This window comes from Niabella ginsenosidivorans (assembly GCF_001654455.1).
In the GTDB taxonomy this organism is placed as follows: domain Bacteria; phylum Bacteroidota; class Bacteroidia; order Chitinophagales; family Chitinophagaceae; genus Niabella; species Niabella ginsenosidivorans.
In genome coordinates, this window is record NZ_CP015772.1 from 4,378,833 (window position 1) to 4,401,930 (window position 23,098).

At 44.5% G+C, this 23,098-nt stretch carries 17 protein-coding genes and 1 tRNA gene; 4 read left to right on the forward strand and 14 right to left on the reverse strand.

Going from position 1 to position 23,098, the window contains the following annotated elements; translation table 11 throughout:
• Window positions 1-128: 128 nt before the first annotated feature.
• Window positions 129-1,385 (forward strand): ROK family protein, encoded by a 1,257-nt coding sequence (locus A8C56_RS18515; RefSeq protein WP_067759363.1) that lies wholly within the window; start codon window positions 129-131, stop codon window positions 1,383-1,385.
• A gap of 15 nt (window positions 1,386-1,400) precedes the next feature.
• On the opposite strand, the gene metH is transcribed toward A8C56_RS18515, so the two are convergent.
• The 4 genes from metH to A8C56_RS18535 all read right to left on the reverse strand — a co-directional run bounded on the left by metH (window position 1,401) and on the right by A8C56_RS18535 (window position 6,946).
• Window positions 1,401-4,187 carry a methionine synthase gene (gene metH / locus A8C56_RS18520; RefSeq protein WP_067759366.1) on the reverse strand — a complete coding sequence of 929 codons (2,787 nt, stop codon included), beginning with the start codon at window positions 4,185-4,187 and terminating at the stop codon, window positions 1,401-1,403.
• Window positions 4,188-4,242: 55 nt separating this feature from the next.
• A complete protein-coding gene (locus A8C56_RS18525; RefSeq protein WP_067759368.1) occupies window positions 4,243-5,286 on the reverse strand; it encodes a homocysteine S-methyltransferase family protein in 1,044 nt (347 codons plus the stop codon).
• A gap of 239 nt (window positions 5,287-5,525) precedes the next feature.
• Complete coding sequence (recR, locus tag A8C56_RS18530) at window positions 5,526-6,122, reverse strand: recombination mediator RecR (RefSeq protein WP_245645577.1); 597 nt, start codon at window positions 6,120-6,122, stop codon at window positions 5,526-5,528.
• A 242-nt stretch (window positions 6,123-6,364) separates the two neighbouring features.
• Window positions 6,365-6,946: a DJ-1/PfpI family protein gene (locus A8C56_RS18535; protein WP_067759373.1), complete on the reverse strand. Its 582-nt coding sequence runs from the start codon at window positions 6,944-6,946 to the stop codon at window positions 6,365-6,367.
• A gap of 312 nt (window positions 6,947-7,258) precedes the next feature.
• Here A8C56_RS18535 and A8C56_RS18545 point away from each other — a divergent pair, with 312 nt between their 5' ends.
• Window positions 7,259-8,695: an Ig-like domain-containing domain gene (locus A8C56_RS18545; protein WP_084490278.1), complete on the forward strand. Its 1,437-nt coding sequence runs from the start codon at window positions 7,259-7,261 to the stop codon at window positions 8,693-8,695.
• Window positions 8,696-8,755: 60 nt separating this feature from the next.
• Here A8C56_RS18545 and A8C56_RS18550 read toward each other — a convergent pair whose 3' ends face one another.
• Window positions 8,756-9,406: a tetratricopeptide repeat protein gene (locus A8C56_RS18550; RefSeq protein WP_067759379.1), complete on the reverse strand. Its 651-nt coding sequence runs from the start codon at window positions 9,404-9,406 to the stop codon at window positions 8,756-8,758.
• A 95-nt stretch (window positions 9,407-9,501) separates the two neighbouring features.
• Between A8C56_RS18550 and A8C56_RS18555 the strand changes: the two genes are divergently transcribed.
• Window positions 9,502-9,861, forward strand: a complete 360-nt coding sequence (locus tag A8C56_RS18555; RefSeq protein WP_245645915.1) for a hypothetical protein — start codon at window positions 9,502-9,504, stop codon at window positions 9,859-9,861.
• A gap of 324 nt (window positions 9,862-10,185) precedes the next feature.
• Here the strand turns inward: A8C56_RS18555 and A8C56_RS18565 are convergent, their stop codons facing one another.
• The 8 genes from A8C56_RS18565 to A8C56_RS18600 form a co-directional block, all read right to left on the reverse strand.
• Window positions 10,186-11,700 carry an alpha-L-fucosidase gene (locus tag A8C56_RS18565; RefSeq protein WP_067759385.1) on the reverse strand — a complete coding sequence of 505 codons (1,515 nt, stop codon included), beginning with the start codon at window positions 11,698-11,700 and terminating at the stop codon, window positions 10,186-10,188.
• Between the two features lie 128 nt (window positions 11,701-11,828).
• Window positions 11,829-13,640, reverse strand: a complete 1,812-nt coding sequence (locus A8C56_RS18570; RefSeq protein ID WP_067762262.1) for a RagB/SusD family nutrient uptake outer membrane protein — start codon at window positions 13,638-13,640, stop codon at window positions 11,829-11,831.
• Between the two features lie 72 nt (window positions 13,641-13,712).
• Window positions 13,713-15,461: a SusC/RagA family TonB-linked outer membrane protein gene (locus A8C56_RS25330; RefSeq protein ID WP_067759388.1), complete on the reverse strand. Its 1,749-nt coding sequence runs from the start codon at window positions 15,459-15,461 to the stop codon at window positions 13,713-13,715.
• Window positions 15,379-17,133 carry a SusC/RagA family TonB-linked outer membrane protein gene (locus A8C56_RS25335; RefSeq protein WP_169818799.1) on the reverse strand — a complete coding sequence of 585 codons (1,755 nt, stop codon included), beginning with the start codon at window positions 17,131-17,133 and terminating at the stop codon, window positions 15,379-15,381. The genes A8C56_RS25330 and A8C56_RS25335 overlap by 83 nt, the downstream gene beginning before the upstream one ends.
• Window positions 17,134-17,347: 214 nt before the next feature.
• Window positions 17,348-18,379 (reverse strand): FecR family protein, encoded by a 1,032-nt coding sequence (locus tag A8C56_RS18585; RefSeq protein WP_067759394.1) that lies wholly within the window; start codon window positions 18,377-18,379, stop codon window positions 17,348-17,350.
• A 44-nt stretch (window positions 18,380-18,423) separates the two neighbouring features.
• The gene (locus A8C56_RS18590; RefSeq protein ID WP_067759397.1) at window positions 18,424-18,990 is read right to left on the reverse strand and encodes an RNA polymerase sigma factor; all 567 of its coding nucleotides are present in this window, start codon (window positions 18,988-18,990) and stop codon (window positions 18,424-18,426) included.
• Window positions 18,991-19,269: 279 nt separating this feature from the next.
• Window positions 19,270-20,787 carry a sulfatase gene (locus A8C56_RS18595; RefSeq protein WP_067762264.1) on the reverse strand — a complete coding sequence of 506 codons (1,518 nt, stop codon included), beginning with the start codon at window positions 20,785-20,787 and terminating at the stop codon, window positions 19,270-19,272.
• A 572-nt stretch (window positions 20,788-21,359) separates the two neighbouring features.
• Window positions 21,360-22,124 (reverse strand): outer membrane beta-barrel protein, encoded by a 765-nt coding sequence (locus A8C56_RS18600; protein ID WP_067759398.1) that lies wholly within the window; start codon window positions 22,122-22,124, stop codon window positions 21,360-21,362.
• Between the two features lie 202 nt (window positions 22,125-22,326).
• Here A8C56_RS18600 and A8C56_RS18605 point away from each other — a divergent pair.
• Window positions 22,327-22,400 (forward strand) — tRNA-Ile (locus A8C56_RS18605).
• Between the two features lie 297 nt (window positions 22,401-22,697).
• On the opposite strand, the gene A8C56_RS18610 is transcribed toward A8C56_RS18605, so the two are convergent.
• On the reverse strand, window positions 22,698-23,078 hold the full coding sequence (locus A8C56_RS18610; protein ID WP_067759400.1) for a winged helix-turn-helix transcriptional regulator: 381 nt from the start codon (window positions 23,076-23,078) through the stop codon (window positions 22,698-22,700).
• Between the last annotated feature and the right edge of the window lie 20 nt (window positions 23,079-23,098).

Below are 23,098 nucleotides of genomic sequence, written 5' to 3' on the forward strand. Positions count from 1 at the left end.
GATATCTTGTTTACATTCAATAAAATTTTATTGAATTATTTCTTTTTATATAAAAATTTAAGTATATAAAAAACTTTATAAAATTTTTAAAATAAGTTCTTATTTTCGAAAACAAATACACCATCAATATGAGCGCAAAAGCGATTGCAGGCAAAAAGCAAGGTTCCTTGTCTACAGATACAAGAAAAAAGCATTTATTAAAATTGAGACTTCAAAAATATTTATACGATACCGGCAGCGCTTCTGTCAATGATATTTGCAGGGCATTAGCAGTAAGCACTCCAACAGCCCTTAAACTGCTTTATGATCTTATCCAGAGCAGGCTGATAGAAAAAAACGGCTATGGTAAATCCATTGGTGGCCGAAAGCCCGATCTGTTCTGTTTAAAACCAGGCTCCTTTTATGTGCTGTGCATCGACATTGAATTGTTTACCATGAAGATGGTCATTATGGATAACACGCATACGGAAAGTACGCCGGTTACCAGCATTGCCCATAAACTTTCAAAGAACAGGGATGATATCCGGCAAATTCAAAAATTGGCACAGGAGCTGATCAGCCGGTCCGGTATTGATAAAAAGAAACTGGTGGGCGTAAGCATTGGCATGCCCGGGCTGGTTGACGCTGTTGCCGGTGAAAATTACAGCTACCTGACCAATGATGATGCTGCAATGACACTACGCGAAGCTTTTGAAGCTGTATTCCGGTTGCCGGTAACGATCCAGAACGATGTAAAGGGAACGGCGCTGGCCGAACTGCGCCATGGGAAAGCCGTTGGGAAACAAAACGCACTGGTATTGCTGATGGACTGGGGCGTTGGGCTTGGGATTATAATGGACGGAGCCGTTCGTCACGGGGCATCCGGTTTTTCAGGAGAAATGGGCCATATTCCTTTTGTGGATAACGGAGAACTTTGCTATTGCGGAAAGCACGGATGCCTTGAAACGGTTGCTTCCGGACAGGCACTTGCAAAAATGGCGCGGGAAGGAATTCTTTCCGGTAAAAACTCTATACTGGCGGAGCTTTCTGCCAATGAGCTGGATAATATAGAAGCAGAAATGGTTATTAAGGCTGCCAACCGCGGAGATCAGTATGCCATAAAGCTGCTTTCCAATATCGGCAGCAATATGGGGAAAGGAATCTCCACATTGATCCAGTTATTCAACCCTGAGCTGATTATTCTTGGCGGAAAAATTGCTGAAGCCCGGCAATACATTACATTGCCGATGCAGCAGGCTATCAACACCTATTGCATGACGCAGATACGGGAAAAGGCGTCCATTGTATCTTCTGAGCTCGGTGAAAACGGCAGGCTGCTGGGTTATGCCACAGCGGCTTTTGATCATTATTTTGACGCAAAGCTTATGGAGCTGGAAAATTTGTAAGGCCTGTTATCGCCACTATTCCAGTACCGGCCGCAGCCATCTTCTCATAGCTGCCTCCGGCATGCCTTTACGCCGCACATAATCGAGGAACTGATCTTCCTGGATCTTTCCCACGCCAAAATATTTGCTTTCCGGGTGGCTGAAATACCAGCCGCAGACAGAAGATGCCGGGTACATGGCAAGGGCTTCGGTCAGGTGAATACCTGTTTGTTCCTCTCCGCCCAATAATTGAAATAATTTATATTTTTCTGTATGATCCGGACAGGCCGGGTAGCCCGGCGCAGGCCGGATGCCCTGGTATTTTTCCTGGATCAGCTCTTCATTGGTAAGGCCCTCCTCCTTTACATAGCCCCATAACTCCTTTCTCACTTTTTCATGCAGCAGTTCAGCAAAGGCTTCTGCAAAACGGTCGGACAACGCCTGTAGGTTAATTTTGCTGTAATCATCATTCTGGGCTATAAACCGCTCCAGGTGCGGCTCAATACCATGGATGGTCACTGCAAAAGCTCCTATATAATCAGCCCCCGCCGGTCCCCCGGAGGGGGAAATCAGGTCATCGTTTTCTGTAACATCCGGTTGACTCTTTTTAGCAGCACCTGCTGACGGCAGCAATGCATCCGGGGATGGGCTTGGGCAAATAAAATCTGCCAGGCTCAGGTTGGGCTGCCCTGCCGCTTTTTTTATCTGCTGGCGTAAGAACTGAAGTGCTGTTTTTTTATCACCCTCCAGGATCTCAACCGTATCATCAGCTGTTCTGGCAGCCGGCCAAAAACCGACCGTTCCCTGAGCCGTCAGCCATTTTTCCGCAATGATCTGATCCAGCATTTTATTGGCGTCATTGTACAATTTTTTAGCCTCCTTACCTACTACAGGATCTTCCAGTATCTGGGGAAACCTGCCATGCAGCTCCCATGATATAAAGAAGGGCTGCCAGTCAAAGTATTTCCGTATTTCCGAAAGATCATAATTATGAAAGGTTCTGACTCCTGTAAAAGAGGGCACCTGTGGCTTAAATCCGGTCCAGTCAATAGGCATCTTGTTTTCCTGCGCCTTTTCAAAGCTCAGGAATTCCTTTACTTTTTTCTTGCCTGCAAAATCGGCAGCCAGCTTTGTATATTCAGCCTTAATGCTTTCCAGGAACCGGGGTTTCTGCTCCGGGTTCAATAAAGAGCCTGCTACCGTTACACTACGTGATGCATCCAAAACATGGACCACTCCTTTATCAAACTGAGGAGCAATCTTCACAGCAGTATGCATACGTGAAGTTGTGGCACCCCCAATCAGTAACGGCTGCTTCATCTGTCGGCGCTGCATTTCATGGGCCACGTTCACCATTTCATCCAGGGAGGGGGTGATCAATCCACTCAGACCAATAATATCTGCTTTTTCCTTTTCAGCTGTATCCAGTATTTTATCTGTAGGCACCATTACGCCAAGGTCAATGATCTTGTAGCCATTACAGGCCAGCACCACGCCTACAATGTTTTTGCCGATATCGTGCACATCTCCTTTAACAGTTGCCAGTAAGATCTTCGGCGCTGAGTCCTCATCCAGATCAGGGTTATCCAGCTTTTCCTGCTCAATAAAAGGTGTTAACCAGGCTACGCTTTTTTTCATTACCCTGGCACTTTTTACTACCTGTGGCAAAAACATTTTACCGGAGCCAAACAGATCTCCTACCACATCCATACCCGCCATTAAAGGACCTTCAATCACTTCAAGAGGGCGGGGGTATTTTAAACGCGCCTCCTCCGTATCTTCATCAATGTAATCTGTAATACCATTGACCAGCGCATGCTTCAGCCGTTCCTCAACCGGAGCGTTTCTCCATGCCAGGTCTTTCTTTACGGTTTTGCCAGCCGACTTTACCGTTTCTGCAAATGCCAGCAGTTTTTCGGTTGCTTCGTTGTTGGCATTATTGCGGTTCAGGATCACATCTTCACACAACCGGCGCAGTTGGGGTTCAATTTCATCATATACCACCAGCTGGCCTGCATTCACAATACCCATATTCATGCCGGCCTTAATGGCATAGTATAAAAACACGGCGTGCATGGCCTCCCGCACCGGCTCATTTCCCCTGAAGGAAAAGGAAAGGTTGCTGACCCCACCGCTGATACTTACTGCCGGCATCAGTTGCTTGATCTCTTTTACGGCCTCAATAAAATCCACCCCGTAATTATTATGTTCCTCCAGCCCTGTGGCAATCGCAAAAATATTAGGGTCAAAAATGATATCCTGCGGATGGAAACCCACCTCTTCTGTAAGTATCTTATAGGCGCGGTGGCAGATCTGTACTTTGCGCTCCTTTGTATCGGCCTGTCCTTTCTCATCAAAGGCCATTACCACAATGGCGGCTCCAAAACTTTTACAGGTGATGGCATGCTGTATAAATTTTTCTACCCCCTCCTTCATGGAAATAGAGTTCACAATGCATTTGCCCTGCACACATTTTAATCCTGCTTCTATGATCTCAAATTTGGAAGAGTCAATCATCAGCGGCACCCTGGCAATATCCGGCTCACTTTGCACCAGGTTAATAAACGTGGTCATTGCCTGCACTCCATCCAGCAGGGCATCGTCCATATTAATATCAATGACCTGTGCACCGTTCTCCACCTGCTGCCGCGCCACACTCAGTGCTTCTTCATATTTATTCTCGCGTATTAACCGGGCAAACTTCTTTGAGCCCGTTACATTGGTACGTTCCCCAACATTAATAAAATTTGTTTCCGGCCGCACTACCAGCGGCTCCAGACCGGAAAGACTTAAATACGAATGAATTTTTATATCTGCTGACATTAAAAGTAATCTTGTTGCTTTTTTGTTTTAATGTTATAAGCGTTCCTACCTGTTTTCAGGCAATGGCTTTCACTACCGGCAATGGCCTTGGCGCAACCCCGGCCACCGCTTTTGCAATAGCCGCAATATGTGCAGGCGTGGTGCCGCAACAACCGCCTACAATATTTACAAATCCTTCTTTTGCCCAGTCCTCCAGGAATGCGGAGGTCTGTTCCGGCTGCTCATCATACTCACCCATCGCATTGGGGAGGCCCGCATTGGGGTAGGCAGACACAAAGCAAGCTGCCAGGTGCGCCAGCTCTGCCACATGCGGGCGCATTTCTTTTGCTCCCAGCGCGCAGTTCAGGCCCACACTTAAAGGATTGGCATGCGCCACGGAAATATAAAATGCTTCCAGGGTTTGCCCGCTCAGGGTTCTGCCGGAGGCGTCTGTAATGGTTCCGCTGATCATGATCGGCGCGCCTTCAGCCCCGTTCTCAAAACGCACTGCTTTTTCAGGATGCTCCCTGAAGAACTGCCTGGCTGCAAAGATGGCAGCCTTTGCATTCAGAGTATCAAAGATGGTTTCTATCAGCAGCAGATCGGCGCCGCCATCTACCAGGCCTCGGATCTGCTCTGTATAAGCTGCTGCTACTCCATCAAAGGTAACGGCCCGGTATCCGGGGTTATTTACATCCGGCGATAAGGACAGGGTTTTATTTAAGGGACCGATTGCTCCTGCAATAAATTTGGGACCAGTGCCCGGGTTTTCTGCCACAAATTCCTCAATGGCTTCCCTTGCACATTTTACGCTGGCCACATTCAGCTCATAGGCCAGCGATTGCATTTCATAATCGGCCTGGGCTATAGAAGTGGAGCTGAACGTATTGGTTTCAATAATGTCAGCACCCGCCTTCAGGTATTCCTTATGAATGCCTTTGATCACTTCCGGCCGGGTAATGCTCAGGAGGTCATTATTCCCTTTTACATCACAATGCCACTGGGCAAAGCGCCCGCCCCTGTAATCAGCTTCTGTAAGCCGGTGCCGCTGGATCATGGTGCCCATGGCCCCATCCAGCACCAGTATACGTTCTTCCAGCAGTTCTTTTATTTTGCTCATAATACAAAATTTTAAGCCCGGCAATTTATATTGCCTTAATGAAAAACCCGAAAAAATAAACGTGGAAAATCTTTGAAGGAATTTTACGTTTATTAGTTCAGATTTTTAACAGGCTGAACAATAAACAAATCCGCCTGCGGCTGCAAAGGTAAGAAGAATTAAGTTATTCAGTTCTCAGTTTTTAGTTTTCAGACTGATCACTGACAACTGATTACTGAGAACTTATTGCTGACAACTAACTACCTGCTCATGTATTTTTCTACCGGCAGGCGGTTTTGCAGGCTCCGCCCCAGGGTAAGCTCATCAGCATATTCCAGTTCACCCCCAAAGGCAATGCCCCGGGCAATTGTGGTAATCTGTACCGGCTGTCCCTGTAATTTTTTCTGGATATAGTAAATGGTCGTATCGCCCTGTATGGTAGGATTCAATGCAAAGATGAGCTCTTCTGTTTTTTCATGCTCTACGCGGTACAGCAGGGCCCCTATGTTCAGCTGATCAGGCCCTATGCCGTCCAAAGGAGAGATAACACCGCCCAGTACATGATAAGTGCCATTGTATTGCTGTGTGCTTTCAACAGCAATAACATCGCGGATGGTTTCCACCACACAAATAGTATGTTGCTGGCGGTGCGAATTGGAGCAGACAGAGCAAAAATCTCCATCGGCCACATTAAAGCAGCGCTTGCAGAAACGGATCTCCCGGCGCATCCGCTCAATAGTTTCGCTGAACTGGCCTACCGCTTCCGGTTCCTGGCGCAGCAGGTGCAATACCAGCCGGAGGGCTGTTTTTTTACCAATGCCCGGCAGCTTTGCAAATTCATTAACGGCTGATTCCAATAAGCTGGAGGAAAACTGCATCCTGCAAAGATACACCTGAAAAAGAATAATCTTTTCGTTTAGTTATGCAAATTGAAACAGTGTTATCATTGATCCGCGCAAGATTTACAAGAATTTCTCATATATGTTCAATAAAGAACAGAACACTGAAGTGTGCGGCGCAAGGAAGTACCTAGTAGCGCTGCAGCCGGGGCCCTAAAAAAGCATCCGTTCCAATGAATGCGCCCTGCAATTGGCGGCTCCTATAATTTAATGGTAGTGCCTAAAACATCCAAAAAGGCTTTTATCCATTTTGGGTGGCCCGGCCATGCGGGCGATGTAACCAGGTTACCATCCACCACGGCCTCTGTGGGGGCAATGGCAACATATTCACCACCGGCAAGTGTTACCTCCGGCCCTACAGCCGGGTAGGCGGTCAGCCTGCGGCCCCTTACCACATCCGCTGCTGTTAATATTTGTATGCCATGACAAATGGAAGCCACCGGTTTACCCGCTTCCATAAAATGTTTTGCCAGTTCAATTACTTTTTTATCCAGGCGCAAATATTCCGGTGCCCGGCCACCTGCCATACAAAAGGCGTCATAATCTTCCCCCTTTACATCGTCAAAGCTATAATTGAGCTCAAACAGGTGCCCCGGCTTCTCACTATAGGTCTGGTATCCATCAAAATCATGAATCGCCATCATTACTTTATCGCCCTTCTTTTTACCCGGGCAAACCGCATGTACCTCGTGCCCTACCATGACAAGCATTTGAAAAGGCACCATGGTTTCGTAATCCTCTGCAAAATCGCCGGTTAAAAACAAAATTTTTTTCTTAGCCATAATCAGTGCTTTTAAACTTCAATTTACTAAAAAAAGGGTTCAGTGCCAAACAGTTGCCGGATACCTGGCATCCGGCAAGCCCATCATTCTGTATGAATAATGTAAGTACTTTCTTAATATCGTAACAATAAATGTTCTGCAGCATAAAGCAGACTTCCGCCTCTGGCGAAAGCACAAATAAAATGTATGCATCTGCAAGTTTTGCGCTATTTAGCCATGCTGGATCCGGTTTACCTGTTTGCAATGACTAAATTGCGCTTTATTAACAATCACTAAGTATTTGTTTATCCTTCATTTTCCTTAAAAGCAGTTATGTTTGCAAATCATATGCGGCTAAAAAGTATTTTAAGTTTATTTTTTATCCTTTTTGTTTCTATGCTGCTTATTTATTACGGCAGCGGTTGTGCAAGTGTTGTGCCTCCTTCCGGCGGGCCAAGGGATTCATTACCTCCCAAGATTGTAGAAGTGGATCCGCCCAATGAAACCAAACATTTTAATCAACAAAAAATCACTTTTCAGTTTGATGAATATGTAGACCTGAATGATGTTTACCAGAACCTGGTGGTTTCCCCTTTGCCCAAGACCATACCCCAGGTGGACCGGAAACTGCGTACCGTTACGGTGAAGCTAAAGGACTCCTTAAGGGCCAATACCACCTATGTGCTGAATTTTACCAACGTTATTAAAGATATTAATGAAGGGAATAAGGCAAAGGACATGCTTTACGTGGTTTCTACCGGCGACTATTTTGATTCCTGCCAACTGAGTGGTAATGTAAAAATAGCCAAAACCTTTAAGCCCGATTCTACCCTTACCATAATGCTGCATTCCAATCTTGACGACAGCGCGGTTGTAAAACAGCGCCCGGAGTATATTGCCAAAGTGGACAGCAGCGGCAATTTTTTGTTCCGGTTCTTAAAACCAGGTACCTACAGGGTGTATGCACTAAAAGATGAAGGAGGCGCCTATTTATATACAAGCCCGCAGCAGATCTTTGCTTTTGCAGACTCCGCCGTGGTCATTGGCCCCGTTCCCCCTGCTCCTGTACGCTTATATGCCTACGCAGAAGAGGAAGAGGAAAAAAAGACAGCAGACGAAGAGCAGCAGGAACCGGATAAAAAGGAGAAACGCCTGAAATTCCAGATCAACCTGCAGGGTGATAAACAGGATCTGCTGGAACCATTTACGATGACCTTCCCAACGGCGCTGAAAAATTATTACCCTGAAAAAATGGAGTTGTCCACGGATAGTACTTTCACCCCTGAGACCACGCATAAGTTTACACTGGATAGCACGCGCAGGATCATTACGATGAATATTCAGTGGAAAGAAGGTACCCGTTATAATTTAGTATTGCCAAAAGATTTTGCATCAGACAGCCTGGACAGGGGCCTTTTAAAGCCGGATACCATTAGGTTTACCGCTAAAGAGCAAAAGGATTATGGACAGGCCCGCATTACTTTTAACAACCTGGATACTGCAGTACATCCTGTATTGCTCATTTCACAGGGAGGAACCCTTAAAAACTCCTTCCCGTTAAAATCCAATATACTGCAGATTGACCTGTATAACCCCGGGGATTATGACCTGCAGATCCTGTATGACCGTAACCACAATGGCAAATGGGACCCGGGCGATTTTAAAAAGCATCTGCAGCCGGAGCTCATTGTTCCGCTTGACCGGAAACTGAATTTTAAAGCCAACTGGACCCTGGAACCGGAAATTAACCTGAAACCGGAGCCAAGGTGATCAGGTAATTGTAAGTTATCAGTAGTGACTAAAACTGATCACTAATAACTGGGCAACGCCTTACCCCGGCATACGGGAGATGTATTTTTCAATTTCTTTGATCTGGCTTACGATCTGCGGAGTGGTGGGTTTGCAGGCCTTTGCTTTCCGGAAGAAATCTTTGGCTGCGCGGAACTCTCTTTTATTCATCATGATGCTGCACATCTGCAGGTAAGCGGCAGCTTCATTTTCCTTATCTGGCAATCCTTTGCGGATGGCCTGGCGGATATAGCTTTCTCCCTGTTTGGTATTGCCCTTTTGCATGGCCAGCATGCCCATTTGCAGCATACTTGCGCCTTCTGCCTCTTTCATAGGCATTCCCAGGTCAAGCCCTTTCTTCATCATGGTTTCCGCACTGTCAAAATCCTGCTTGCTCATAGCAATATTGCCCTTTAATGTATAGTATACAGAGCGGATAGGCTTATACAAAAGATTGGGGAATTTAATAGAATTCAATACTTTTTCAGCGCCTTCCAGGTCGCCGTTTTCCATATATTCCTGTATTAAACGTAACGGACCAAAGAAAAAATGGCTGAAAACCAAAATGGCCCCGATAAGATATAAAGGAAAAGCCGGCCAGAAACTACCTGCATAGTTTACATAAATGCCCCCTAAAATGAGAATCACGCTGATGATGAGCCGGTATTTTATTATAAAATTATATGCTTTCATTAAAAATCCTGTTTTAAAGGTTTACCTTATACTTAAGGGCTGCAAAGATAAGGGTTGCCAATGAGCGTAAAAAGGCTTATTACTATTTGAGAAGGATGTATTTTTGCGCCATGATAACAGGCGATGATTTACAGATACGTTGGTGGAACCTGGAGGCAAAACTGGTGGAGCGGTTTGGAAAGAAGCCGGACCTGGAAACTATATTGTTTTTAATTGGTATACAGGAGTTTGGAGAAATAAAGCCCAAATTTTCAAAGGAACAGAAACAGGAACTGATGCATGTAGCGGTTTGCAGCCTGCTGGCTCCCAGCGGGTATTACGCTTACGAAGGGAAGGATAAGGATGGCTGGCCACACTTTAAACAGCTGAAGCAAATGCCGGTGATGGACCCCATTGAGCAGGAGCATTTCCTGAAAGACCATGTATTGCTGTATTTTGACCAGAATGGCATCTGAGCCGGCAGCTTCATTTGCCGGTTTCTGGTCTGAAGTTTACCTATTTAAGCAATTTCCACCACCATTGGTGTTAAGTACGATTTATGCGCGAGGGAAAGGCGCCAACGGCATAACAATGCTTGTTAGAGTTTCTGCAATCGCCGCAAAGCTGGTGCGCAACACCCAACAAAGGGGCAAACAATAAGACGCCATTTTAGATGCTGAAATAAATTCAGCATGACAAAAGGGACTCTTTGGTTGGCCCCAATAGACTTACCGCCATCTTCCTGCTCAATCACCTTTAGTCTTGCATACACTCCCCCCATATACAGCATAGCTTCTTTGCTACCGGTGTTCGGCAGGGCTGCAATACAATCCCACCTCTGCAATAGCCGGGTTCAACCTGGATGATTCAATTTCAATCCTGATTGCATCAGCTGTTACCGGATCAAAGCGCAACAGGCGTTTATAACCAATAGTCGATTCCTGTATAAGGGGTTTCCATTGATCGCCGTTTTTGTAATAAACGCTGAACCTTTCCACGCGCTGCCCTACCCTTATATTCTCCTGTACAGAAAATACATTAAACGTTTTTGCCTGTTTTAAACTGAAAAGAATGACAGTGGCGGTATCTGTACCTTTTGTTGTAAAATGGGTAGCATTATTACCATCCAGCATTGCCGGCATATTCAGCCCGTTTTTACAGGTAATAGCTGCACCTTTAAGCAGATTGATTTTAAACAATTCCCTGCGTATACGGCTCCATTCCTGCAGGGTTTTTACATCATGTTCATTAATGAGGCCTCTTTTATCCGGCGGTACATTTAACAGCAATACACTATTCATTCCTACGGAGGTGAAATAGATGCTCATCAGCTCTTCAGGAGTCTTAACCTTTTGATCCTGATCTGCATGATAAAACCATCCCGGGCGGATGGATACATCTGTTTCCGCAGGGTACCAGACAAGTCCTTTGGCATTTACAATTTTCTTACGGCTGCCCAGGTCATCGCCGGTCATATCTCCCTGTGGCTTAAAAATAACCCCTTGCTGGGAGCCGGCTGCAATCCGGTCCTGGTCTAAATTATTGGTAGGTACCACGCTCCATTCCATGCTGCGTCCATGACCGCTTTCCGTTCCCACCCATCGTACATCCGGCCCCATAATGGCAATCACGGCCTGTGGTTGCAGTTTGCGTATCAGCCGGTACCAGCGGTTAAAGTCATATACCTGTTTTTTCCCGTTTGGCCCTTCCCCGTTGGCGCCGTCAAACCAAACCTCATCCACTTTTCCATAACCTGTTAGCAATTCGGTCAATTGCTGCACAAAAAAATCGTTATAGGCATCCGTTCCGTACACCGGGCTGTTCCTGTCCCACGGTGAAAGATAGATCCCAAAGCCCATTCCCAGTTTTTTACAGGCAGTTGCTACTTCTTTTACCACATCGCCTTTCCCGTTTTTCCAGGGGCTGTTTTTTACGGAGTGCTGGGTGGTTTTTGTTGGCCACAGGCAAAACCCGTCGTGGTGCTTTGCTGTAACAATAACCTGTTTAAAACCCGCGTCTTTCATGGTTTGTACCCATTGTACTGCATCCAGCGCTGTGGGGTTAAAGATGGCAGGGTCTTCTTTTCCATCGCCCCATTCCCTGCCGGTAAACGTATTCATACCAAAATGGAAGAAGGCGGTCAGCTCTAATTGCTGCCATCGTAACTGCCGTGTGGAAGGAACAATATTTGCCGCTTTTTGAATGATCTTCCGTTCTGATTCGCCGGGGGTGAGCTGCACATAATTCGTTTTTTGGGCAGTAACACTAATGCAAAGTACCGTGAACCCGATCGCTAAAAATAGTTGTTTCACCATAAACTTAAAATGCTTTTAAAGAAGAGGCTGACATTATTTTTTGGTCAACCTTCATACAATTCAATTTATCTGCATATCCGTCTCCGGCAGCCGCAGCAGAAACGATGCATACAGTACATTATTCATTATTACCAGCCCGGGTTCTGGGTAAGAGCACCTTTACCAAGGTTGATCTGATCCTGTGGTATCGGGTTCAGGTAAAGCTTATCATTCCATACACGCATAGGAATTGTATAAGGGGCTATTACCTGCTTGTTTTTCCCATCCCAATCAGTGATCGTTTTAAGATTCACTCCTGTGAAAACATTGGAGTTATAATAACTATTATATTCATTTCTTACATTTTGGCTGGCTACTATTCCATAAACCGTTTTGGGGTTTTCAATTAATTTACCCGCATTCCATCTTACAATATCATCCCACCGGAACCCTTCAAACGCCAGTTCAATCCTGCGTTCCCGCCTGATCTCATAAATCAGCGGGGTAACCGCATAACCGTATCTGGGCTTTCCGTTAATTGTAGTTGCATTCGGGTCTGCGGGGGGATTCAATGTTAGCCGGGCCATTTTCCCATCAGGCAATGAAGGCTCGTCCAGCCGGGCGCGCAATAAATTGATCGAATTATCCAAATCGGCCTGCGTAATAGTGCCCAGTTCTGCCAGCGCTTCCGCATAAATTAATAAAACCTCGGCATAGCGAAACACAAACATATCGTAAGTGGTTTGGTTGGCTTCATTCTGTTTGGTAATAGGGCTTCTGAATTTATAAGCCAGATATCCGGTAGGCGTACTGCTGGAAATCGGAGATAAATAATTGGAAACGAGGTTGCCATTATTCATATTACTTGGCAAAAACCGGTTATCGATCATATTGCGCAGGCGCGGGTCTCTGTTCAGGAACTCTATAGCTGCAGAATCATCCCCTTTGTATCTTGAACTGAGCGCAATCGGCAAACCATCATCGCACAGGAAATCTTCAATAAGGTCCTTACTTACCCCCACATTGGGCTCTCCTACCGTTCTTGATAAACCGCTGGTCAATACATCAAGAACATATATTTTGGGCATTACACATTCCTTATTGGTGGTAAGATCTTCTGTAATAAATTGCTCCCGGTAATATAACGGGTAATCCCTTGCAGCGTGTGTTCCTGTTTTCGCATCTACCAGGTCCCCATTCTTGTAATAAGATAATGCTGTTGGCTTTGGAATAGCGTAAAGATTGCTTTGCATCATTTGTTTTGCGGCATCCACTGCATTATTAAGATACACTTGCCAACCGCTGATGTTGCGGTACTTCATCCAGGTGCCCTGGTACAGGTTTACCCGGGCCAGCATTTGCAGGGCTGCATATTTATGCAATCTTCCCAGCTCTGCCTTATCCGGTGTTGGTAAATTCGTTACGGCAAAATTCAGGTCGGCTATAACACTGTCTATTACAATTTGGCGCGCAGTTCTGGATTGGTACAGGAAAGAACTGTCATTTGTGTTCAGATCTTTGTTGATCCAAGGTACATCTCCAAAGCTTTTTACTTTATTAAAATATTCATAAGCTCTGAAAAACTTTATTTCGCCTACGTACTGGTTAATTACAGCCGGATCGTCAACCACCTCCTGGTAATGTGTTAAAAAATAGTTGGCGTTCCGGATATATTGCCAGTCACCAGATGCCCAGCCACCATTATTTGCAGGCACCACTGTTTGATTATAGAGAAAAGAATTGGGTGTATTGGGCACACTATTGTCACTTTGATTCTCAGATGTGCTGGTAGGTACTGATAATCTTTCATAAAAGTTGTTGCAGTATAATTTCAGGTTGTCTACGCTTTTCCAGAAATTCAGGTCGGTAATAGCATCCTGTGGCGACCTGTCCAATACCTTTTTACAGGAAGTGCCCAGCGAGAGCAAGGTGATTATATATAATAAATGTTTTGTTTTCATCTGTATATTTTTATTTACCACTTTGGGTGAATGATGGATATTAAAAAAATGAAGCAATACCTTTATAACTGCTTATTTCAATGTAATACTTAAACCAGCAGCCCAGGATTTAGTAACCGGGTAACCCAATAAGTTGAGGTTTTCAGGGTCATACAAACTGGAAAGCTTTGTAATCGTCAATACATTCTGGCCTGTTACGTAAAACTTCACTGAACTGATCCGGGCCCGCTCAAGCCAGGGCCGGGTGATCGTATATCCTAATGTTACCTGTTTTAAGCGCAGGTAAGCTGCGTTTTGCATATACCGGTCAGTACCATAGCCGAAACCGCCACGGTTCCCGTGAGCGCCGTCTATATAAGGACGTGGCAGGAAGCCGTCAGGATTTTCATACGACCAGTAATTTAGCGCCGCTTCCATAGGCACATCCCACTCGCTGGCAATACCGTAATAGCGCCCATCAGGCATCCAGTCCCTTTTGGCTACGCCCTGGACGAAAATATCCAGGTCCAAACCCTTCCAGGATAAACCTGCTGTAACACCATACTGATACCGGGGAGTTGAATTACCTATTATACTTAAATCACCACTTGAATCGGCAGTAGCTTTGCCGCTTGTAATCTTTTTATCACCATCCAGGTCAAGATACTTTACATCGCCCGCATGCCATGTTCCGCTATACAATAATGACTGATCAATAGGATAAGCTGCGGCTTCAGCATCAGACTGGAACAAACCATCGGTTTTTAATCCCCAGATTTCACCGATATGCTGGCCAACATAATAGAAACTATTATCCGTGCTCAAAAGCTTTGTAGGATTATTGTATTGGGTAATATAAGCATCGGAATTGGATAACACAATGCCCACCCTGTAGGTGGTGTTTTTACCAATATTGTCATGCCAGTTGGCGGAAAATTCCCAGCCTTTTGTTTTTAAATCAGCTGAGTTAGTTCTAGGCACATCTGTTCCTAATACACCTGGTAATGGTGAACTTGGCCCAAACATGCCTGTTGTATACCGGGTATAATAATCGTAGGATATGCTAAGGCGATGCTGCAGGAACTCCATTTCTGTTCCAATATTCCATTGGCTTACCTGTTCCCATGTAAAGGTAGGGCTTACCAGATTACCCGGGGCAATACCTACAGGAAGTGTTGTGCTGCTTCCCAATATATACGGATATGCTGTGTTAACAGCGTAATTAGATATATAAGGAAAATAGCCAAATTGATCAGGATTCAGTACCTGGTTGCCCAGGCGCCCATAAGAGCCTTTTAATTTAAATTCATTGAACACATCAGAAAGCGCCGTATTATTTTTCCAGAAATTTTCGTTGCTGATCCTCCACGCACCTGAAACAGAGGGATTGAATACATACCTGTGCCCGGGGGCGAAAATGCTGGTGCCGTCATATCTTCCGATCAGGCTCAGGTAATAGCGGTTGTCATAATCATAATTGAGCCTGCCAAAATAACCCTGAACGCCCCAACTGGGCAGTGCCTCATCCACGGCCATATCACCGGTTGCACCGTTTAGCACAGGGAGGCTGTTATCAATGAGATTCTTTCTTTGAGCGGAATAGAATTTCAGGTTCTTTACTTCCTGGTTGTATCCTGCCATTAGGCTAAAACTGTTCCGGCCAACCCTTTTTGCATAATTCCCATAAATATTCAGGGCATGATAATAATCATTATTGTTACTCAGGTTTACTAAATTAGGGTTTGTCCAGGGGTAAATATTATAGGTACCGTCTGCATGATTCCCTGAACAATTGTGAAGTAAATTCAGTATTATCCGAATAAGGATTAAAAGTATAATCAATATCTAACTTTAAATCCTTTATTGGCGTGATCGTAGCCGCGGCCGTTGCCCACAAATCATTTTTCTTTGTCTGGCTGTGTCCGCCCAATGCACCTACGGCAAAAGGGTTTGTAAAATTTCCCTGGCCTGCAAAATTCCCGTCAGGGTGCCTTACCGGCATCAAGGGTCTTAAATCGCCTTTTAGTGAACCGCCTGTTGCTGTCAGCCCTGAGTTACCACCTGTACCACCTGATGGATGATCTTCAAATGAGTACGTATACCGTATTTTACCAGACAGCCGCAGCCATTTGGTCACATCGGAGGTAATATTCAGATTAATATTATGCCGCTGATAGTAATCGTTGTAGGATGCCAGGAAACCATTCTGCCGCATATTTCCATAAGACATGTAGTAAGAAGTGTTTTTTGAGCCGCCGCTTAATGAAACATTATTTTGTAAAATACTGCCGCTTTTATAAAGCGCATCTGTCCAGTCAGTATTCCCCACATAGGTATAATAGCCGGTCTTATCAATCGAGGGATCATATAATACATAAGGATTATGTGCCGGATCATTAAAATAAGCTGTTACCCCATCCCGTATACGCTGGGAAAAATACAGCCCGTTGCCGGCATTGATGCTGGCAGAGTCCATATAATTGATATAGGTAAGGGAGTTTACATATTTGGGCCTTACGGTAAGATCATTGATCCCATAAGAGCTGGAAACATTAATTGAAGGAGACTGGTCTTTTTTACCGCTTTTGGTTGTAATTAATATAACGCCATATGCTGCCCTTGCCCCGTATATTGCTGCTGACGCCCCGTCTTTTAAAACAGTAACACTGGCTACATCAGCAGGGTTTACCAGGTTAGGGTCCTGTACCACACCGTCTACAAGGATCAATGGCCCGCCACCATTAATGGAAGTAATACCCCTGATATTAAAATTAGAGCCCTGGCCCGGCGCACCGCCCTGCGGGGTGATCTGCAGGTTGGGCACCACGCCCTGAAGCCCCGCGCCGATGTTCGTAATGGGGCGGTTTTCCAGCACTTCCCCGGATACCTGGGTTATAGCTGCTGAAACATCGCTTTTTTTCTGTGTGCCATAACCTACAACAATCACTTCGTTAAGGCTGTTTTCTGCCGGCAAAAGTATTATTTCCATATTTTCCTGGCCGGCAACTGCTATTTCCTGCGTCTGATATCCGATCAGTGAAAATACAAGGGTATCCCCGGTATTAGCGTTCAGCGAAAACCGTCCGTTTGCGGTTGTAATAACTCCGGTACTGGATCCTTTTATAATAACGGATACATTTTCCAGCAGCTCTCCTTTATTATTTTTGACAACTCCTGTAACAATACGCTCCGGAAAACCTGAACTGCTGCTATCTGCAACATTCCCTGTTACCACTACCTTATTGCCCGGCAACTGTTGCCAGTGCAGATGGGAGCCTTCCAGTATTTTCCGCATTACTTCATCCAGGGAAGCATTCTGCACGTTGATGGAAACAAAACGCGTTGCCGGCAGGATATCATTACTGTAGTAAAACCGATACTGAGAATGTTTTTCAATCTTTTGAAATACTTCAGGAAGAGAAATATTTTCTGCTTTTAAATTCAGTACCTGCTGCCCGTAATTAGCAGCGGACACCTGTAACGCAAAAAAAAGAAATACCGCAGATAACTTCATGATTAATACAAATTCCCTATAAAGGGCCCTGTTGCCTTTTTTATGGCAAGTACATTTTTGCATATATTTGTTTTGAGTTAATTAATACAGCACATTAGAGCGCTTACATACCTTTAATGTGCAATTACTTAGGGGAATGTTGGCGCATTCCCTTTTTAACAGATCCTGTTTTCTTTTTATCCTACCATAGTTCCTGATTTATAGTTTTGTAATCTTATTCAATAGTGATCCGGTTTTTATCCCTCTGGAATTTAATGGGTTTGGAAAGCTTCAGTATTTCCAGTATCTGATCCAGATCTGTATCATCAAAGGTTCCTGTATACCGGTACTGCCTGGCCTTTTCTGATTTAAAAACAATCGTTACACCAAATACCCGCTCCAGTTCTGCCGTAATTTCAGCTAAAGGCCGGTCAACAAAAACCAGCCGGCCTTTTGTCCAGGATGTTTCGGCAATCAGGCTGTCTTTAACCGTTACCGGCAGGATCATTACAGAGTCTGTTTTATTGTTGTTATGGCTGGCCACCAGCTTCTGGCCGGGTTTCAGTACAAAATCTTCGTCTGCATGATCCTTTAACCGGATGGCTACTTTTCCCCGGATCAATGCAGTTTCAAAAACGCCGTTATCAAAGGCCTTCACATTAAACGCTGTACCCAACACTTTTATAGTTCCGGCACCTGTATGAATGATAAACGGCCTGGCAGCATCATGCGTTACATCAAAATAAGCCTCTCCCCACAATGATACTTCCCGTACATCTCCTTTAAACTTTTCGTCATAGTTCAGCCTGCTGTTGGCATTGAGCAGGACAACAGTACCATCCGGCAGGCGAATCCGCGACCTGGATCCTTTTGTAGTAGCCATTTCATTACCTGCACCGGGTATTGCGCCGGGTTTCCTGTTAAGAAACACTACCAGCAGCAACACCGCTAACAACACTGCAGCCGCAACAGGCACTACCCATCTTTTTGTAAAACGAACGGGGTGCTGCCGGGCAGGCAATCCCTGTTTTTCGGTCAGCATTTCCTGCACATACATATTGGCCGCATGTGCCGCGTAGGAAATCTCCGCCCGCTCTGTATCCCTGGCGTCCCGCTGCGCGGGTTTGATCAATTCATCATAAAAAAACTGCAGTTCAGGATGTTGTACCAATATGGCTTCCAGTTCCTGCAACTCCTCTGCATTGGCTTCTCCAGATAATTTCAGTGCAAACAACCTGTAAAACCTATTTTCCAGTTTTTTGTCCATTGCTTTTTAATAAGACTGTTAAAAATGGGGTTACCGTGAACCCTTCAGGATTTTTTTTTCATAAGATAGTCATCCAGGGCATTCCGTAGCTTTTTTAATGCCGAACGCATATGCGTTTCCAGTGTATTCTGTGATAATTCCAGAACGGCTCCTGCTTCTTTATAAGAGAGCTCCTCTTCTTTTATTAACCGGTATACCATCTGGCATTGGGGCGGTAATGCCTGCACTGTTTGTTCAATCAGCACTGAAAGTTCCGTGGCCATTAACTGCTGATCAGGGGTATCGGCAGACATCGGTTCTCCATTACCCGCAGCTTCCGGCAAGCGGGTCTCCATACGGTGTTTTTTTAAATAAGTAATGGCGGTATTGCGGGCAGCAGTTAACAGGTACGTGTTTAAATGACCTACATAGGCCAGCTTATTTTCCATGGTCCATATCCTGATCATTACATCTGCAACGACCTCTTCAGCCAAAACATCCTGCTGAAGAATAGTATAGGCCATTTTGTAAAGAGCAGGATGAAAATACAGGTACAATTCTTTATAAGCCGCCTGATCCCTGGCATAAGCCACCCTGTTTTGCAGGTATAACAAATGTGCCCTATCCTTCATATAACGCTAAAATCAGGGGGAAGATAAAAAAACTGTAATAAACGCGACAGGAAAGTTTCCAAGAACCGACATTGTAAGGGATCACTTCTTTTTTCTAATACTAATAAACAAGAAGCATAGCAACTGTTCCCTACTTTAAAGCACTAATTAACTGCCGCCGTGTTAATGGGTTAACAATATGGAGCTCTCCATTTTGTATGCGGGGACCCACCGCTTAAACTCCATTTAATTAATTGTAAATAAATTAATTACATCAATCAACTTATGCCAAAAGAGCGACTACTCCACCGGAAAAGGAAGCGGCTTTCCTGTTGTTTTTTCAACAGGCATCGGCGCTTTCCATTCTTTTAACTGATGAAATAATTCCGTAGTAAGGAGTCTGCAGCGGTCCGCGTTTCCGGAAGCAAGGTCTTTTTCTTCCCCAATATCTGTCTTTAAGTTATACAGCTCCGTTTTACCTGTTCTTAAACTATAGATCAGCTTCCAGTCGCCTTTTCGTATTGCACTGTAATAATTGATGCCAGGGCCTGCGTCGTCTTTTATCCATTTATTTGGAATATGCCATATAAGGCTCCGGGTATTCTGAGTCTGGTTGGGGTTTTTCAGCAGGGGCACAAAACTCTGTCCGTCTATTTGCTGAACCAATTTGTAATTCTTTATACCGGCCATTTCCAATATTGTTGGGAAAAAATCTTCAATAATTACATATTGGTTGGTTACTGTACCGCCCCTGACCACTCCCGGCCATTTTACAATCATAGGCTCACGGATGCCTCCTTCGTTTACAGAACCCTTGCCTGCTTTTAATGGCTGGTTTTGCGTATTGGGCTTACCACCCCTGTTTGTAATGCTCAGGCCGCCATTGTCACTCATAAAAATAATAATGGTATTTTCTGCCACCCCCTTCTTTTTTAGAAAGTCCATAATATCTCCCAGGCTTTTATCCATTCCTTCAATTAAGGTGGCATATGCGGCTTCCTCCGGGTCAAGGTCTTTATAGTGCTCAATGAACCGGGGATCTGGCTGAACAGGAACATGGAGTGCAAAATGCGCCATATTCAAATAAAAAGGCTCGTTACGGCTAATGGGCGTTTCTATTGCTTTTAAAGCTTCCCGGGTAAGTGCTTCGGTGAGGAAGGTATTGGTTCCGTAATAATCCTGAAGGCCGGGGGTTGCCCGCACAGAATAGATGCCCGGTTTATTTCCATAATTCTCCTCACCATAATAGGATTGTTCCTGACCAGCCGCGCCACCGCCAATATTTACGATAAAGCCCATATTGTTAGGGTTTGCGCCGGGAGTTCCCTGTGAGCCCCAGTGTGCCTTACCTACATGCACTGTAAAATAGCCTGCATCCTTTAATAATTGAGGAAAAGTGGTGGCATAAATGGTGTAAGGAACTCCCGGAACAGGGCTGAGGCCATTATAATTCCAGTCTGCCGTCTCAAACTGATCATCCTTTTGATCAGTAGGCGTATTGAGCAGGGGAGACGTCCAGTTGGTAACCCCATGGTGCCCCGTATTCATACCCGTCATTAAACTTACCCGCGAAGGAGTACATACTGGTGCTGCGTAGGCATTCGTAAACTTCATGCCCTCTTTTGCCAGCCGTTCCATAGAAGGAGTGCGATAAATTTTATTTAATGGTGTTTTCTCTTTCCAGAAAGGTTCCGAGGTATCCTGCCAGCCCATATCATCTACCAAAAACAAAATAATATTAGGGCGTTTTGCCTTCTGTGCATGAAGCGTTCCTCCAACAATAACGGAGCTTATAAAAACAATCAACCAATTTTTCATGAGCATCTTTTTAATAATCATAAAGGCAAATACTGATAGCCGGTTTTGAAAGGCATCTGCTGTATCCAGCCTGACCGCACCCTCAATCAGGGACCGGTAATCTGTAAAGATATTTATTACCAATAAAGCTCCGTGGTTATTTATTGTTCAGTGACCGATATGTTTTACCTGTACTTAGAAACCTTTACAACCTGCCCTGAGAGAAGATAAAAAAACTGTAATAAAAAGTAACAGGAAATTTCAGAGAACAAGCATTGTGAAGATCACATACCTCTGTACAATAAACAAATAAGCGGATCAACCGTTCCAAACTACAAAGGCATTAATCGCATTCCACGTTAATAGTTCATTGTGCGAATTTCCTCTTTTTAAACGGCAGCTACCGGCAAAAAAAGCGGATCAAATGATCCGCTTTCATGCATTTATTAATCAATATTGTATTTACTACGTGCCATTGAAGGCTGTTAATAGCAGCACTGCAGCTGAAGTGTGCGACGCAACGAAGTTTCATAGCAGTACCCTGCCGGGCTCAATATAAAAAATACGAACTTAATAGTGCTCTTTTAAAAATATTATAAGCCGCCAAAGCTCAGGCCAACAGTAACCGGGCGCAGGTTAGGCCCAACGCCATCTTTGAGCAACTTGGTAAACTGGTAAGAACCAAACAGGGTAAAATGTCCCACACCGATGCGGGCAGTTCCTGCAATACGTGTTGTATTGAAATAATATTTACTGGACTCCTTTAATATGTATTCCTGGGTACCAGGTTCCTGCAATTTGGAACGTGTGCCTGATTTGATCAAAAACCCTCCTTTTATACCAATGGCAAACTTAAAGCTGCCGTCACTGTGCTCCGGGTTGGCTACATAGCGCAGCTCTATCGGGGCTTCCAAATAGCTGGTTACCACTTTTGTTTTTTTGATGGTTGTGGTAAGCGTATCATACAGGAATGGCATTGTGCCTGAAGTTGCCTTTACATTAGCAAAATTCTGTTTTTTATCCAGTGATATGTGGTCTGATCCAATGCCCAATCCAATAGCCGCGCTTAGCTGAGGAGTGGTTTTAAAGGGGAAGTCCAGCATAAAATATACGTTCACGCTCCTGGGCAGCCCCCCAGTTTGAATGCTGTCTGGTTTGCTCAGCCAGTTAGTGTAGCCAAATTGGACAAGAAAATGGTCATTAGCCCTTTTGGTAAGATCGTATTTCTTTTTAGGCCTGGCAGGAGTTTCTTTTGTTTCTTTTGTTGGCGGAGGTATGTTACCTGTGGAATCAACCTGTGCGTACAATATCCCGCTAAGCAAAAAGCTGGCAATAAGAAATAAAGCTATTTTCTTCATAAATATTTTAAAGTTGGCGCAAATATATTCGTCTTTGGGTTAAAATTAGGTTAATACGCCCCTGTTATTTTAATGAAGCCGTATTTTTTCCTGATTAAATTGATATTTTTTGCTTGCAGCATCATATTTTTTTTTAATTTCGCCCTCCCCTTTACCGGAAGGAGAAAACGATTTGCCTAAAAAATTTGCTGTTAACAGCATTGGTCCTATAGCTCAGCCGGTTAGAGCATCTGACTCATAATCAGAGGGTCCCTGGTTCGAGCCCAGGTGGGACCACAAGAAAATCAGGCAGTTACGAAAAAGTAGCTGCTTTTTTTGTGATTGCTGATAAACAATTGACAAACATTTTTAGATAACATTGTCATTCGCAAAAAATTCTTATTCTTTTTAGACGCTAAATATTGAATAGACACAGGATCTTCCATCAGGTACGCTGCTTTATCAAATAACTGTGGAAAAAGAAACTACTACTTACTATTTATATTTAAAGGCGCCGTTCCCTGAAACCAAAGCTTTGGAAACCTTCACTATTCTTATTGCAATATGTTCTTCCCGGCAATCATTCGTGATGAGTTATTTCTCCTGTAATTCCACCAGCTCTCCTCTATTCGCTCCTAAATTCCTGCCCCATTTTGATATGGCGTTAAGCGTTTCAATGAGGGTTTTTCCAAATTCAGTAAGTGAATATTCCACACGAACGGGTGGTTTAGAGCCGTACACTTTCCTTTCTATTAAGCCGTCCGCTTCCAGTGTGTGCAACTGAATGCTTAACATTTTCTCAGTAATAGCAGGTATCCGTTTCTTTAATTCCGCAAAACGCAATGTACCGCCCTTCAGATACCAAAGCACTACTGCTTTCCACTTACCGCCAATATACTTCATTGTAATGTCCATTGGGCAATGATATAATTTGCCATCCAGCCTGTAAACGACATTTTTCCCTTTGACAATCATACCAAGAAATTTAACCTGTT

Excerpts from the sequence above, each read along its gene's own strand:
- A8C56_RS18515 (WP_067759363.1), top strand. The coding sequence starts at position 129 with ATGAGCGCAAAAGCGATTGCAGGCAAAAAGCAAGGTTCCTTGTCTACA.
- metH (WP_067759366.1), bottom strand. The coding sequence starts at position 4,187 with ATGTCAGCAGATATAAAAATTCATTCGTATTTAAGTCTTTCCGGTCTG.
- A8C56_RS18525 (WP_067759368.1), bottom strand. The coding sequence starts at position 5,286 with ATGAGCAAAATAAAAGAACTGCTGGAAGAACGTATACTGGTGCTGGAT.
- A8C56_RS18535 (WP_067759373.1), bottom strand. The coding sequence starts at position 6,946 with ATGGCTAAGAAAAAAATTTTGTTTTTAACCGGCGATTTTGCAGAGGAT.
- A8C56_RS18545 (WP_084490278.1), top strand. The coding sequence starts at position 7,259 with ATGTTTGCAAATCATATGCGGCTAAAAAGTATTTTAAGTTTATTTTTT.
- A8C56_RS18550 (WP_067759379.1), bottom strand. The coding sequence starts at position 9,406 with ATGAAAGCATATAATTTTATAATAAAATACCGGCTCATCATCAGCGTG.
- A8C56_RS18555 (WP_245645915.1), top strand. The coding sequence starts at position 9,502 with ATGTATTTTTGCGCCATGATAACAGGCGATGATTTACAGATACGTTGG.
- A8C56_RS18565 (WP_067759385.1), bottom strand. The coding sequence starts at position 11,700 with ATGGTGAAACAACTATTTTTAGCGATCGGGTTCACGGTACTTTGCATT.
- A8C56_RS18570 (WP_067762262.1), bottom strand. The coding sequence starts at position 13,640 with ATGAAAACAAAACATTTATTATATATAATCACCTTGCTCTCGCTGGGC.
- A8C56_RS25335 (WP_169818799.1), bottom strand. The coding sequence starts at position 17,133 with ATGAAGTTATCTGCGGTATTTCTTTTTTTTGCGTTACAGGTGTCCGCT.
- A8C56_RS18585 (WP_067759394.1), bottom strand. The coding sequence starts at position 18,379 with ATGGACAAAAAACTGGAAAATAGGTTTTACAGGTTGTTTGCACTGAAA.
- A8C56_RS18590 (WP_067759397.1), bottom strand. The coding sequence starts at position 18,990 with ATGAAGGATAGGGCACATTTGTTATACCTGCAAAACAGGGTGGCTTAT.
- A8C56_RS18595 (WP_067762264.1), bottom strand. The coding sequence starts at position 20,787 with ATGAAAAATTGGTTGATTGTTTTTATAAGCTCCGTTATTGTTGGAGGA.
- A8C56_RS18600 (WP_067759398.1), bottom strand. The coding sequence starts at position 22,124 with ATGAAGAAAATAGCTTTATTTCTTATTGCCAGCTTTTTGCTTAGCGGG.
- A8C56_RS18610 (WP_067759400.1), bottom strand. The coding sequence starts at position 23,078 with ATGATTGTCAAAGGGAAAAATGTCGTTTACAGGCTGGATGGCAAATTA.